The 15,435-nt window shown below is 53.6% G+C and carries 7 protein-coding genes; all 7 read left to right on the forward strand.

The features are described from left to right. Nucleotides 1–132 precede the first annotated feature (132 nt). On the forward strand, nucleotides 133–2,580 hold the full coding sequence (locus tag LQ229_RS08965; protein ID WP_230191514.1) for a YcdB/YcdC domain-containing protein: 2,448 nt from the start codon (nucleotides 133–135) through the stop codon (nucleotides 2,578–2,580). 681 nt (nucleotides 2,581–3,261) lie between these two features. Beyond that, complete coding sequence (locus LQ229_RS08970; protein WP_230191515.1) at nucleotides 3,262–8,415, forward strand: S-layer homology domain-containing protein; 5,154 nt, start codon at nucleotides 3,262–3,264, stop codon at nucleotides 8,413–8,415. Nucleotides 8,416–8,630: 215 nt separating this feature from the next. After that, the gene (locus LQ229_RS08975; RefSeq protein ID WP_216540519.1) at nucleotides 8,631–9,575 is read left to right on the forward strand and encodes a sugar ABC transporter permease; all 945 of its coding nucleotides are present in this window, start codon (nucleotides 8,631–8,633) and stop codon (nucleotides 9,573–9,575) included. Between the two features lie 3 nt (nucleotides 9,576–9,578). Further along, nucleotides 9,579–10,391 (forward strand): carbohydrate ABC transporter permease, encoded by an 813-nt coding sequence (locus tag LQ229_RS08980; protein ID WP_216540520.1) that lies wholly within the window; start codon nucleotides 9,579–9,581, stop codon nucleotides 10,389–10,391. Between the two features lie 100 nt (nucleotides 10,392–10,491). Continuing rightward, on the forward strand, nucleotides 10,492–12,840 hold the full coding sequence (locus LQ229_RS08985) for a glycosyl hydrolase family 65 protein (RefSeq protein WP_216540521.1): 2,349 nt from the start codon (nucleotides 10,492–10,494) through the stop codon (nucleotides 12,838–12,840). Between the two features lie 7 nt (nucleotides 12,841–12,847). After that, entirely contained in the window at nucleotides 12,848–13,522 is a 675-nt protein-coding gene (gene pgmB, locus LQ229_RS08990; protein WP_216540542.1) for a beta-phosphoglucomutase, read from the forward strand. A gap of 114 nt (nucleotides 13,523–13,636) precedes the next feature. Then, nucleotides 13,637–15,433: a sensor histidine kinase gene (locus LQ229_RS08995; protein WP_230191516.1), complete on the forward strand. Its 1,797-nt coding sequence runs from the start codon at nucleotides 13,637–13,639 to the stop codon at nucleotides 15,431–15,433. Nucleotides 15,434–15,435: the final 2 nt, after the last annotated feature.

The raw sequence follows: 15,435 nt of genomic DNA on the forward strand, positions 1-15,435 counted from the left end.
CACATTTTTAGCGTTCGTTCATAAAAAGTTCAAAAAAAATAATAGAAAATCCGGTAACTTTCTCCAATGCGATACGTTTTACTTTATAACGAACTATGAAAGCGTTTGCTTTCGAAGCGAGGAGAGGTTGGTTTGAACCGGAAACAGATGCGCAAAGCGATGATGAAGAAATCGATGGTAGCGGCAACGCTCACCTTTTGTTTAGTGCAGCAGGCGGTTGCCGCGGAGGCGGCCCATTCCGAGACGGTAACGGCGCAGTCCGGCCCAAGTTTTGCGGAAGTATCCGTCATGTCGGGAACCGCAACGAATTCGGGCGAAGGAAGCGCCTCCGTTTCAAGCGGGACGGCGATAAGGCAAGCGGAAGCGATCGATATCGCAGGCGGGTTGAATCCCGCGGATGCCAACATTTCCAAGGACGAAGCGGTATCGATTCTGCGCCGGCTGTTTCCGCATCTGCAAGACGCGGAAGTCGACCGGGCGGAATTCGGCGATCCGCACTCCAATCCGCCGAGCAACGAGAAAGTGTGGACCATCCAATGGTCTTATCGAAGCGGCAATTCCGGCATCGGCTTCAATAGCAGCGTCGATGCGATGACCGGCGAAGTGCTGCAAGCGAACATCGGCAATTTGCTCGAACTGAAATACGGCAATATATACGAGCCGCCGCAAATGACGCGGGAGCAGGCGCTCGAGAAAGTGAAAGCGTTTATCGCGAAAGCTTCGCCTACGATAAAGCAAGATCAGTTATCGGAAGCCAATGTTCAATATCCGGACGAGCAATCGCTGTTTGCGCCTGCGAAGTATTATTTTCGCTTCAATATACAGGTGGACGGCGTTTCCTCGGATAACGAATCCTTATCCGTGACGACGGACGGCAACGGCGAGGTAACGGATTATTACCGCAGCCGCTCCGAACTGCCCTATCCGAGCGCGAAGCCTGCAATTACGCAACAGCAGGCGGATCGGATCTTGGCGGACCGGCTTGTCATGGAACTTGCCTACGTTCCGGTTTACCGTGACGGGGCGCTTCAGTCCTACATGCTTGCATACCGCCCCGCGGCAAACGGCTATCAAATGATCGACGCGCAGACCGGCAAACCGGTCGCCGCGCCTGCGGGGGAACAATGGGAGCATGCCGAAACGATCTATAAGCGGGTGCCGAGAACGGACGCAACGTTCATTCCGAAAACGGGAGGCGTGGCGACAGGCGACGAAGCGGTCAAGCTCGTGACAGATGCGGCAAACGTTCCGGATGGAATGCAGTTGCGCCATTCATCGCTTACGTCGAGCCGGGGCGTCAAGAATGAACAAATGTGGCTGCTGACATGGGCAAACGAGGAGAATCGGGCGATGCCGTTCGGCGGCGACCGGTTCACGGCTCAAGTTGACGCGGATACCGGCCGCGTGATTCGATTCGGCACGGAACGCTTCCCGATGCCGGGAGTGAGGAGCGAAGGGGAATCGAAACAGCCTGCGGGACAAACCGTTACGCAACAACAGGCGGAGCGAACGGCGATCGAACTGGTGAACAAGCTGTATCCGAACGCCGCGGAGGCGTTGAAACTGGCGTCTTCGCCGCCCGCCTACATGAAGAACGGCGATAGCGACGATTATTTATTTTATTTCCAACGTTTCTATAACGATGTTCCGGTTGACGGCGATACCGTGACCGTTGGCATCTCCCGTTCGGGGGCGGTACGGAGCTATTCCGCGGAACGGACCGGGATGTTGGAGCATTGGGCGGAAGGGCAGAAAGCCGCCGTAACGGCGGAACAGGCGCTGCAAACGTATCGGGAGCAAGCGGTAATGGAACTGCGCTATGCCCGGTTCGGCGGATATTACGGAACGGACGGGAAGGAGCTTAAACCTTCTGTGAAGCTCGTATATGATATGAAATTCAAAGATCGGGACCGATCGTTTATTGCTTATATTGATGCGAACAACGGGAAATTGACGCAGACATGGTCGATTCCCGGCGGCGGTGCGAAGGATGCCGAACAAGCGGCCAAAGATATTGAGGGGCATCCTTCCGAGAAGGCGTTGACCAAATTGCTGCTTCACGGCATTTTGACGCCGGACGAACAAGGGCGTCTGCAACCGGATCGTTCTATTACATACGGTGAGTGGCTGGCGATCATGTCCAAAGCGGTAAATCCCTATTACCAGTCTCTCTATCCCGGTATGAATGAGGCTCCTTTCGCCGATGTTGCGCCGGAAAGTCCTTATTTTGCGGCTGTGAAATATGCGATTCAAGAGGGTTGGCTGGCCGAGGACCGCAATGCGCAATTGCGGCCTGAACAAGGGGTAACCCGGGAGATGCTGGCCGTCTCGCTGGCCAAAATCGTAAAGTACGATAAATTATCGCAGTTTCTGGCCGATGACAAGACGGTCGCGGAGTTGAAGGACGCTTCGTCGATCGAACGCAAGGGAGCGGCGGCGCTCTCCCTCAAGCTCGGATTGCTGCAACCGAAGGACGGGAAGTTCGAGCCTCAGGGAACGGTAACCCGCGCCGATGCGGCGGAGATCGTCATGCGCCTGGTCGCCTTGCAAGGGAAGATCGATACGGCGATCGGCAGATAAACGGAAAAAGGCTGTACCGCGCATGGTCAATGCTGATGCGGTGCAGCCTTTGTTAACTTGTTTAGTGGAAGCTCGTCGTCATGCGTTTAGCGGTAAAATCTGGAGCAAATAGGTTCTCATCGCGTAAATCGCGAAAGGTAACGGTATTTTCCGGAGCTAATCTCGAGCATTTCGGCGAAAATGTCGATTTCGGAGAAATTAGCGGTAGATTTTCCATGTAATGTGGCTGAAGAGGGGCAGTCGGGAATATTAGCGCCGGTTTTTGGAGCTAACTCCCAAAGAGGCCTCCCTATGCATGCTCCGTATGTATGCGACACAGGAAACCTGTAAAAACGGCGATATGCGAGAAAATGCGGCTCGTTCTCTTCCGGAGGCGGGCTGTATTTTTTTGCTTAGGACGAGTTCTCCTGTCAAGCACTTTGGAGCATGTAAAAATTTTCGGAAGCATGTAAAGATCTTCTGTATTTTGCCGCGCCGGAACTCATTATGATGAAGTTGGTTAGGCAGGATTGATGGAACGACCGGCAAACGGAAGCTACTGGGGGTTAATCGGAAAGAAGTTTCTTAAAAAGGAGGGGAGAAATAGAAATTCAATCGGAACCGTTTTCATCCTGATGGAACGGTTCGCAGACATGCGTCTAAGAAGAATCTGACAATAAACCGGTAATGGAGGTCTTATTCATGCTTAAAAATGCGTTTCAAAAATGGACGTCCGCTGTCTTATTCATTTGTGTGATGATAACGACGATCATTCCAACCGCGGCGGCGTACGGGGCGGAGGAAGGCGGCGGCGCCGGCTCGCTTGCGCTTGAAATCGCGCAAAGCCAAGTCAATGGCGAATACGCGCTGAATCTGTCGGAGGTCGGCAATGTAGATTGGCTTCATCTTAAAGGGGATGGCGCAGGGAATGTCATTCAGATCAAAAAAGCGGGCTCCAACTCCGTTACATTTAGCGTATATGGAGAAACAGCGGTGGAGGGGAAACCGAACCGGGGCAGCGACGCCAACTATATATCGTACTCATGGAGCGACGGTATGCCGGGATATGAAACAGGCGTTAAAGACACAGGATTCGGCGTGTTCTTTCCCGAGCGGAGCAGGGATGCCGGACCATATGAAAATGTGGGCTGGGATTTTACAGTAGCGCCGCAGCCGCAGGATACGACGATCGTATTCGGCTTGGGAATGTGGAACGCCAAGATTGATCTGAACTTCTATGCGGAGGATTCTCTTGTAGAAACGAAGCAAATTAGCGCCGGCGGCACTTCGCAAGTATACCAGTACCAATTGAAAGTGCCTGCCCATGTAAGCGTCAAAGTGGAGGGCCGGCAGACGGAAACCATCGCGAAATACGGCAACATCACGTTCTCCGGGCTTGCGGTCGGCATCGGGGAAGTTGTGGACAAACTGCCATTGCGGAACGAATATAATGCGGTGAAAGATATGGTTCAACGTCTCTATACGGACGAATCGTGGCAAGCGTTCGTCGCCGCAAGAGAACAAGCCAAGACGATATTGGAAAAAGCGGATGCAACGCAAATCGAAGCGGACAATGCTCTCCATGATCTGAAGCAGGCCAAAGCCGCGCTCGTTAAAAGAGAAACGAATATTATGGTCGATTATACGGGCTCATGGAAAGGCAATTACGCTTTCGGCAACGTGGAAGATCAACGGGACCGATATCAGACGTTCACACCGAAAGAAAGCTTTGAGATGGAATACGTTCAAGTTCGCGTGATGCCGGAATACGGCGCGAACGATCTCATCGTAGCTCTCTACGCCGTCAATGATGGCGGAATTCCTGAGGGCTCGCCGCTTGCGCAAGCCGTCGTGGACAGCGCCGCGGTTGCAAGCGATGGGTTGACAACGGCGAAATTGAGTTACTCTCTCGAACAAAATCAACGTTATGCCATCATCCTTTCGCAAACGAATCCGGTAAACGGCAAATATCAATGGGTCGTAACGAACAAAACGGAAGACTCGGAGAACGAATACTTTGGCAAGACGGTATTTGCAAACGGGTCGGCGCGGTTTGTTCCGGAAGCGAGCCTGGGCACCGGAATATTGCGGATCGTCAAAAAATCGAACCTGGATAAAAGCTCGTTGGAAGCGTTAATAGAGGAACTATCCCGCTATAACCGAAAATTTTACACAGCACAGTCCTGGTCGGCACTGGAGACCGAGCTGGCCCGCGCCAAAGAGGTGCTGCACGATTTTGACGCCGAACAGACAGAGATTGACGCAGCCTTCTCCGCCTTGCAGGCCGCATTCGATAACTTGTCGGTAAGCGGCGGCTTGGACGGTTTTGCCGAACAAATCGCCGCCATCGAAGGAGCCGTTGTGAAAGGCTATACCGAGGAGTCTGTGTATACTTTGAAACTTGCCGTCGAAGCGGCGAAATCTCTGGGGACCGATGCCTCCGAACAAGAGAAATTGCAAGCCTACTCGAACGTATTGAATACGCTGGACCGTTTGCAGGTGTCCGGCAAATATCAATATGAAACGAACAGGAAAATGACGGCTGCGTTCGGATTTGAGGGAGATAAGAACGCGTCGCTCGCTTTCCTGGACGGCTCGTACCAAATCGGGGGAGCACGGCCGGAGCAGCACGGGCCTGTCGCGCCTATGCAAATGGTTACCTTCGGCGTGACGGATACCGACCATATTTCATGGTATAAAGCGGAAGGCTATCTGCCGGTATTCGTCAGCGAATATACGAAGGACGACGTGAAGTACAAGATTGAGAGCTTCGGCAACAAACACACGGTCGAGGGCAAGGATTATGTCATCGATTATTCCAGAGTAACGGCAACGAATCTGTCGGGCGAGAAAAGATTGTTGCCGGTCGTTTCCGGCAATTTGATCCCTTTGAACGAACATGCGAACCGCACCTTTGTCATGGAAGCCGGGGAAACCGTGGTACGCGACTATGCGATCGAAGCGGATAAATACGAATACTTTGACGAAGGCGTAACGAAGTTTACTTCGCTAACTTCGGATCAAGTGGCGAGTCAAGGCTCATTCGACGATAACTACCAATCCATGAAGACGTATTGGGTAAATAGGCTGTCCGCATTGGTAAGCATCGATCTGCCCAACAAAGAACTTGTCAATGCGTTTAAAGCGGGCTATATCGATATGATGATTATTAAGGACGGCACCTATCTGCATGTCGGCGAGAACGGATATGCGAGATTATACTCCCACGATACGCTGGGGATTTTGGTGCAGCTGCTTCAAAGCGGAGATTTCCAATACGCGAAACAGTATCTGGAGAGCATCCCTTTGACCGGAGGAATCAATATCGAGACCGGCGAGATCGACGGCAACCTGTATTGGGACGCCAACTGGAAACTGGCTTGGGCCTATGCCGTTTATGTAAGCAAGACGGGCGATATCGGCATTTTTGACGAGCAAATGACTGCCGATGACGGGTCGAGAGGAACGATATTCGAGAAAAGAGTCAAATATGCGGCGCGGAGCATAGCGGACGATCGCAAGGAGAATGCCGACGGAATTATGAAGCAAACCTATGCCATCGACGATAAAGGTTATTGGACGATTGACAATCACTCCGCACTTATGGGATTAACGGCTTATGAGTACATCGGCCGCGAATTGTACAAAGCGACGAACGACGAGCGGTATATGCTGGAAGCGCAATGGGCCAAGGCCGAGTATAATGATTTATTGGAAAAATTCACAGCCAGATTGCAGAAAACGATCGATGACAAGAAGCTGGATTACATCCCGATCTCCGTCGTGCAAAGCAATGACGAGAACCGAACCAAAGATTCGAGAGACGCGAACTGGGCATCGATGTTCCTGTTCGGCAGATGGACATGGGACGGCTACTTGTACGGAGCGGAACAGCCCGAAGACAATATCAACATTTCGATGCTGGATCAAACGTATACGTACGGCATCAACAGACGAATCAACGAGGGAACGACCGATTCCCCTTACAATTTCGGCGGATACCCGCACGGTTTCTATTCTAGCGCGTACAACGCGGGTTACGGCAGCGCGGCATTGCGCGGGGAACAGTACAGAGATATGGGCATTAAAGCGTACGAATTTATGCTTGAGCGCTCCATGAGCGGACCGTTCAGTTGGTGGGAAGGGATTGATTATCCGAAACAGAAGACTCCATGGGCCAAAACGAACGATCGTCTGAGCGTGCATAATACGCCGGGCGGCGGCGGGTCGGCGCAGCATATGTGGGGACAGTCGGTTAACTCCAAAGTATTGATCGATGCGCTGATCGCCGAACGGATTTACAACCAAAACCGGAACTACGATATTATCGTGGGCCGCGGCATCCCGAAGGAATGGGTGGAGAACGCCGCGGACAATGCGAACGTCGTTGCGGAAGTGAACAACTATCCGGCGTTCCAGGGCGGCAGAGTCGGCTATAAAATCGTAAAAGACGGAAACAAACTTATTGTGACGTTCCATAGCGACTTGAACGGAGCCAAGGTAGGTTCCGAGGCGGAACGGCAATTCAGCATCCAATTGCCGAGCATGGTGAACAATATCGCCGCCGCATCGGCGGGAACCGTCGACGGTGCGAAAGGAATCGTCTCCGTGCCGATCGATACGCCCAAAGTAACGATCACGTTGGGCGACTCGGCGCAACCTGGCGATAAGCAGGAGCTTCAACTCGCATACGATCAGGTGAAAGATTTAGAGCAAGGTACGTATACGGACTCGTCCTGGACGGAATTCGTCGGGGCAAGAGCGAATGCGAAGGCCGTCTTGGACAAAGACGGGGCAACTGCGGCGGAAATCGAAGCGGCTTTGGCGGCTTTGCGCGAAGCGATCGACCGTCTTGAACAGTCGGCGAAACCGGTGTGGCCGCAGGGCAGCAAAGTAACGTACTCGAACGTCGGTACAAGCGGCTTGACGTTGCACTGGACCCCGGCAGCGGACGCGAAGGGGATCGCTCAATACAGCATCGTATGGGGCGAGCGGAATCTGACCGTAAAAGGCGATGTCCATACCGTTCGGATTACGGGATTAACAGCGGGTACGCAATATACCTTCAAGGTCGAAGCGCTGAACGAAGACGGCCTTTGGAGCGACAACGGACCGAGCGTTACCGTGAAAACCAATTCGAGCGGCGGGGGCGGCAATTCCGGCGGAGGCCAAACGGGAGGCTTGGATCAAGGTTCGTCCGGCAACTCGGGAGAGAAGCCTGGCGATACGAAGGAAGAAGGCGACAACGGTTCCGAAGAAGGTCAAGATCCCGGCAAGGACGGCGGAACGCCGCATCAGCCGGGGGATAAACCCGCTCCCGGCGAGAAGCTGAAGGATATCGCCGGACACTGGGCTGCCGAAGCGATCCGCAAGGCGGCGGAACTCGGCATCGTAACAGGCTATGAGGACGGCACGTTCCGGCCGAACCATCATGTAACCCGCGGCGAATTTACGGCGATGCTGGGACGCGCCTTGAAGTGGCGAGGCGATCACGCCGTCGTTGCCTTCGCCGACAAGGAGCGCATTCCGGCATGGGCGCAAGCGTTCGTAGCGGAAGCGGTCGGCGCCGGCGTCGTCAAGGGTTACGAAGACAATACGTTCCGTCCGGACAAAACGATCAATCGTACGGAACTTGCCGTAATGATCGCCCGGGCGGCGGGACTCGCAACCGATCCGAAGGCGGAGTTGTCCTTTGCCGACGCGGATCGAATCCCGGCTTGGGCCCGGCCGTATATCGCAGCCGCCGTCGACGCGGGACTTGTGAAAGGCAGAGGCAACAATCTTTTTGTACCGAACGACAACGCATCGCGTGCGGAAGCGGTCACGCTAATCTTGTCTTTGCTGGAATATAAATGATAACGAATAGGTCTGCGCCTCGCCGCTTCCATAGGAAGACGGCAGGCCGCAGGCCTTTTTTACTAAGCTCGATACCGAATGTAAAAATATTCGGTGCCATGTAAATATCTTCTGTTTTGCCGCGGCGTTGCGGCCCGTATCATGAAAGTACGCCGCCCGGCTTGCCGGGCAAGCGAATTTGCAAGAGGGGAAATGGACGGAGGTATGCGACCATAATGGCATCTTACACGGAAACGAATCGAAATCAAGCCGGCAGGCCGGCCAAACGGGGATGGAGGGGACTCGCCTCTTCGCCGACATTCGTAGGGTATTTATTCGTCGCGCCGATTCTCATTCTGATGGGAATTTGGTTTTATTATCCTTTGCTGCGCTCGTTTATTTACAGTTTTCAGGATATCAGCTTTCTGAATCCCGACGCGGCGCAATTTATCGGCTTGAGCAATTATGCGGAGATGCTGAAGGACGACGATTTCTGGGGAGCGCTCCAAAACTCGGTCATTTTAACGGCGGTGGCCGTGCCGCTGCAAACGGTCATATCGCTTCTGATCGCCGTTAACTTGAACAAGATCGCCCGGCTCAAGACGGTGTTCCGCACGCTTTACTATTTGCCGTACATCACGTCCACGGTCGCGGTGACGACCGTCTTCATGTATTTGTTCATGCAGCGGGACGGCATCGCCACAAAGTTCTTCACTTTGTTCGGCATGGAGGACGTATCGTGGTACGCCAGCACCAAATATGCGCTGCCGTTTCTGATCGTGCTGACGGTATGGACGTATGTCGGCTTTTACGTCGTCGTCTATTTGGCGGGATTGCAGACGATCCCCGGCGACGTATACGAAGCCGGCACGGTGGATGGGGCCAACGCCTGGCAGCGGCTTTGGTACATTACGGTGCCGATGCTGAAACCGACGACGTTCCTCGTGCTCACCTCGGGCATGATTTACGCGATGCAGTTGTTCGATCAGCCGTACGCTTTGGCGCGCAACGGGTCGCTGGGCAGTCCGGCGGGCGCGACGAGCACGATCGTCATTTATTTTTACAGCCAGGCGTTCAACTTTAACCGCGCCGGTTACGGAAGCGCCGCCGCTTTTATCATTTTTGCGCTGATCGTTATTTTCACCATCGTTCAAAAACGTTTCGTAAAGGAGGACGTATAGCTTATGACAAACTGGAAAATTACGTGGCTGCGTTACGTTCTTCTGCTGGCATGTTCCGTCTTTTTCATCGTTCCGTTCGGTTATGCCGTATATACGTCGTTTCTGGGCAAAGCGGATATCGATAAAATCGTGCCGATTACGAGAATGACGCTTGAAAACTACCGGGACGTGCTGCTGAACTCGGACATATCGATTTGGTATCTGAATTCCGTTATCGTGACGCTCGGCATTTTGGCGGGCAATATGTTAATCAATACGATGGCGGCCTACTCTTTATCGAGATTGCAGTACCGCGGCCGCAATGTCATTTTCTTCATCATCATCGGGATGATGATGGTTCCGTACCAAGTGACGATCATACCGATTTATTCGATGATCGTGAAGCTGGGCTGGCTGAACAGCTATCAAGGCTTGATCGTGCCGTTCCTGTTCCAAGGCTTTCTCGTTTTCTTGATGCGGCAATTTTTCATCACCATTCCGAAGGAATTGGAGGAGGCGGCGGAGGTCGACGGACTGACGAAGATCGGCACCTTCTTCCGCATCATTCTTCCGCTGTCCAAAGGCGCGCTCGGCACGCAAATCATTTTCAGCTTTACGGGCACGTGGAATTCGTTCGTCTGGCCGGTGACGCTGGTGAACGACAGCCGCTGGTACGTGCTGACGGTTGGGTTGAATACGCTCAAGAACCGGTATTTCGAATGGCCGAACGTCACGATGACCGGGGTCATCTTGTTGACGCTGCCGATTATTATCGTCTTCCTGATTTTCCAGCGCCACTTGGTGCAGGGCATCGCTACGACGGGGCTGAAGGGTTGACGACTGCAAGCGGCAGAAGGCATAAGCAAAAAGAAAAAAGCAAGCGTTAAACGACAGAAGAGCCATCGCCATATAACAAAGATGAGAGGGAGAGATTGGTTTGTTAACCTATGACGCCGGCCAAGGCGAACGGAAAAACTGGATTGTGGCGGAAATGCGGTTCGACGTCCGCCATTTGGCGAAATATGAGACGATCATGTGCCTGGGCAACGGTTATATGGGCGTACGGTCGTGCACGGAAGAGCGTTATGCGGGCGAGACCCGGAATTGCTTCGTCGCCGGAACGTTCAACAAGTTCGACGAGCGCGAAGTGACGGAACTGCCGAATTGCGCCGATATGACGGAACTGGATATTACCATCAACGGGGAAACGTTTCATCTGGAGAAAGGGAGGATCCATCGTTATATACGCCAATTGAATCTGCGAACGGGCGAGCTGACGCGCAGCCTCGTATGGGAAAATAACGAGGGCGAGGCGTTCGAATTCGTATTCCGCCGGTTTGTTTCCTTGCGGAATCTACACTTGTTTGGCATGAGGGCGGAGATCGTCCCTCTGACCGGCGAGGCGGAAATTGCGATCCGTTCCGGCATCAATGGGCAGGTGACCAATTCCGGGGCGCAGCATTTTCACGAAGGAGACAAGCGGATATTCGACAAGAAGCTGCTGCAGATGACGGCGACGACGACCGAGTCAAACATCGATTTCGCTTTCACTTGCACGCATCGCCACCGGATCGGAGAACGAGACATGGAACCCGAACCGCGCCTGTCCATCGGGCGGAGAAAGGTCGCGGTGGAATACCGCTATAAGCTTGCGGTCGGCGAGAAGATTACGCTGGAGAAAATAGGCGGCATTTACACGAGCTTGGACCGGGAGTTTGCGGCGTGTGGCGCTGCTGAATTGCGCGAGCGCGCTTTGATAGATTTGCAAACGGAAGCGGCGAAAGGCTACGAACAGCTGCTCCTGGAAAGCGCGGAGGAATGGTCGCGCAAATGGGAGAAGGCCGATATCCGGATCGAAAGCGCGCATGATTTCGACCAGTTGGCCGTACGCTTTGCCCAATATCATCTCGTTCTTATGACGCCGGCGCATGATAACCGGTTCGGCGTCGGGGCGAAAGGATTGTCGGGCGAAGGGTATAAAGGCCATTCGTTCTGGGATACGGAAATTTTCATTATGCCGTATTTCCTGTTTACCGAACCGGAGACGGCGCGCAAGCTGCTGGAATACCGGTACAACACGCTGGCGGGAGCGCGGCGCAAAGCGCAGGCCAACGGCTTCCGCGGCGCGATGTACCCGTGGGAGTCGGCGTTGACCGGGGACGAAGCGACGCCGGATTGGGGTCCTGTCGATGTCGTTACCGGCACGCCGACCCGAATCTGGACCGGGGCGATCGAGCAGCATATTACGAGCGATGTCGCTTACGGCGTCTGGCAATATTACCGGACGACCGGAGACGAGCGGTTTATGGAACGATGCGGTTACGAAATCGTGATGGAAACGGCGACGTTCTGGGCGAGCCGCCTGGAATGGGACGAAGCCGCAGGCCGATACCATATCAACGATGTGATCGGCCCGGACGAATATAAGGAACATGTCGACAATAACGCCTTTACGAATTATATGGCGCATTGGAACATCCGGACGGCGATCGCGTGCCACGACAAGCTTAGGCAGGAACGGCCCGAGCTATGGTCGCGGTTAAACGAGGCGCTCCATCTCGAAGAGGCTTGCCGCGAATGGAAGGCCAAGGCGGATTTGATCTACTTGCCGCAGCCGCGCGCCGAAGATCTGATCATTCCGCAGGACGACACGTATTTGCACAAAAAAATAATCAATCTGACGAAGTACCGCAATCAGCGGGAAGTCGGCCTCATTTTCGAGGATTACAACATGGACCAAGTAAGCGATATGCAAGTGTCCAAGCAGGCGGATATTATGGTGCTGTTCTATTTGCTGGAGCATCTGTTTCCGCGGGAAGTGAAGCGGGCCAACTGGAACTATTACGAGCCGAAGACGCTGCACGATTCCTCGCTGAGCATGTCGACGCATTGCGTATTGGCTTGCGACATGGACGATACGGCGCTCGCTTACCGCATGTTCGAGCAAGCGGCCCGCATCGACTTGGGGCCGAACATGAAATCGTCCGATCAAGGCATGCATACCGCTTCGATCGGCGGCATCTGGAAATCGGCCGTGTTCGGATTCGGCGGCGTGCGCTCGCTGGACGGCAAACTGCGCATCGATCCGCGCCTGCCGAAAGAGTGGGAGTCGTTAGCCTTTCCGCTATATTGGCAAGGGGACCGTTTGCAAGTGCGTATCGTTCAGGGACGCCTGGAAATCGTCAAGGAGACAGGCGTTCGTCCGTACGTGGAGTTCACGGTGCACGGCAAGCCTTACACGCTGAAGGACCGGCTTGAGATAGCGCTTGGGCAAGGGGAGGTTTGAGTTGAGCATGGACGTTAAAGCGTTTATTTTCGATCTGGACGGCGTGATTACCGATACGGCCGAACACCACTACCAGGCATGGGGGCTTCTGGCGCGGGAACTCGGCATTCCGTTCGACCGCACGTTCAACGAACGTCTGAAAGGAATCGACAGGATGCAGTCGCTGGAGCTCATTCTGGAGCGCGGCGGGATGCGGGACCGCCTCTCCCGGTCCGAGAAAGAAGCGATGGCGGGACGCAAGAACGATCATTATACGCAATTGATCGAAGGCATTACCCCGGACCATCTGCTGCCCGGCATCGCGGAACTGCTGCGCGACGTGCGCGAAGCGGGGATGAGAATCGGACTTGCATCCGCCAGCCGCAACGCCGGAACGATTCTAGCGAAGCTGCAAATCGGGCATTATTTCGACACGGTCGTCGACCCTGCCCTGCTGGCGAAGGGCAAGCCCGATCCGGAAATATTCCTCAAAGCGGCGGCCGACCTGAAGGCAACGCCGGCATGCTGCGTCGGCGTGGAAGATGCGGAGGCGGGCATTCGGGCGATCCGCGGCGCAGGCATGTTCGCCGTCGGCGTCGGCACGCCCGAAGCGATGAAGGAAGCGGATCTGATCGTTACCGGTACCGCGGAACTGAATTTCGAGAAAATTGTCGAATTATATCGGATTAAGTCTAAAGTTTGATCAAAAGCGGGGGAAACCTGTGCTATCATTGGTTGAGGAAACACTTTCCTTAGCCAATGATCTTTTCTATTAAGGCTATCGAATGGGGGATCGGGCGCGTTGCGGCGAATAACAATGAAGGATCGCAGCATCAATCAAAAATTGTTTTTGACTTATGTTCTTCTCATTATCGTGCCTCTGATCTTTATCAGCCTCATATCGTACTATTATTCCATTTCTTTTCTGGAAGGACGGATCGTGAATTCCTTTACGGAACTGAATCGGCAAATGATTACGAATACGGACGCCTTCCTGCAAAACATGCTGCGAACGTCCGGCGCGCCGTTTTACGATCAGGAACTGCTCGCGATTTTGGCCAAGGATTACGACAGTTACGAATATCCGGTCTATGAAAAAGCGAAAGACTATAAGTTCGTGAACGATTCGTTTTTTCGCAATATTTTGCTGTTTAACGACGATATCGATTCGCTGGTCATTTATCCCAACAATAACGACGTAGCTTACCGCAAAGGATATCAGGTCATTTACAATTACGAATACAAGCCGGACGAAGAGGAATGGTTTCGATACATTGTAAGCAAAGAAGGCGCTCCCGTTGTCGTCGGGCTTCACCCGGAGAAGCAAGTGAGTTCGTCGGAGCGATACGTCCTGACGGTCGGCCGGGTCATCGTCGACCCGACGACAAACCGGAAGTTGGGCGTGTTTCTCATTCATATTCGCGAGAATGCGCTGCAAAAACTGTACCAAGGCTTGAAGTCCGGTCCGGAAGCGGAACAAATCATTGTAGACGAGAACGGAGCGATTCTGTTCAGCACGCATACGGGAGAAGTGGACGAACAATTTCAGGCCGCATTGAGCCGGTACCCTTCCGGCACCTTCAACCCGGCAAGCCTGGAGGGGAGCGAGAAGTATTATATCGTTCATAATGCTTCCCAAGTCAGCGGTTGGCAATTTTATACGGTCATCCATAAAGACAAGCTGTTTCACGAAGTATACTCGATCCGCAATTTTATCGCCATGATCGTAGTGATTTTAATCGTCGTTGCGTTCATAGTTGCTTATCTGGTCTCCCGCAGCATTTCCAATCCGATCATGAAATTGAGCCGGATGATGAAAAAGGTGGAGCAGGGGAACTTCAACGTGACCGTCGACGTGAAGAGCGGGGACGAAGTCGGGCGTCTTAGCCGTTCCTTCAATGCGATGACAAGCGAGATCAAGAGCTTGATCGGGCGCATCAAGGAGGAAGAAGGGCGGAAACGGAGCGCCGAATTGAACGCGCTGCAGACGCAGATCAATCCCCATTTCATTTACAATACCTTGTCGGTCGTAAAATGGATGGCGCAAGCGCAGATGGCGGACAACATTACGGAAACGCTGGATTCGTTCATTCGGCTGCTGACGTTCTCGACGCAGAATACGCAGCAATTCGTCTCGATCGAAGAAGAAATTTCGTTTATTAAAAATTACGTCTCTCTGCTGCAATTGCGTTATTTTAATACGTTCGAGGCGGAGTATGATATTGCGGAAGAGGTATTGAACTATCGCACGCTCAAATTTATCGTTCAACCGTTCGTGGAAAATGCGGTATTCCACGGCTTCGCCGCCGGAAATCCCGTCAAATACCGACTTATCGTCTCCGTGCGGCAGAAGGGCGGCGCGGTCGAGTTCACGATCCGCGATAACGGCGCCGGCATGAGCGAAGCGCAAATCCGGCGATTATCGAAGGAAAGCGGCAAGGGCAAGAAAGGCATGAATTCGATCGGCGTTCGCAATGTGACGGAGCGCATCGGGCTTCATTTCGGCCCGGCGTTCGGCGTGAACATCGACAGTTCGCCCGGCGAAGGCACGGTCGTTGCGATACGCATTCCCGTTCTGGCGCACGCCGATTCCCCGCGGGAGAAGGAGGGTTAACG

Origin of the sequence: Paenibacillus sp. CECT 9249 (assembly GCF_918697855.1) — a bacterium.
Lineage (GTDB): Bacteria > Bacillota > Bacilli > Paenibacillales > Paenibacillaceae > MSJ-34.

Coding starts and splice junctions, on each gene's coding strand:
- LQ229_RS08995 (WP_230191516.1), top strand. CDS start 13,637: ATGAAGGATCGCAGCATCAATCAAAAATTGTTTTTGACTTATGTTCTT.
- LQ229_RS08980 (WP_216540520.1), top strand. CDS start 9,579: ATGACAAACTGGAAAATTACGTGGCTGCGTTACGTTCTTCTGCTGGCA.
- pgmB (WP_216540542.1), top strand. CDS start 12,848: ATGGACGTTAAAGCGTTTATTTTCGATCTGGACGGCGTGATTACCGAT.
- LQ229_RS08970 (WP_230191515.1), top strand. CDS start 3,262: ATGCTTAAAAATGCGTTTCAAAAATGGACGTCCGCTGTCTTATTCATT.
- LQ229_RS08975 (WP_216540519.1), top strand. CDS start 8,631: ATGGCATCTTACACGGAAACGAATCGAAATCAAGCCGGCAGGCCGGCC.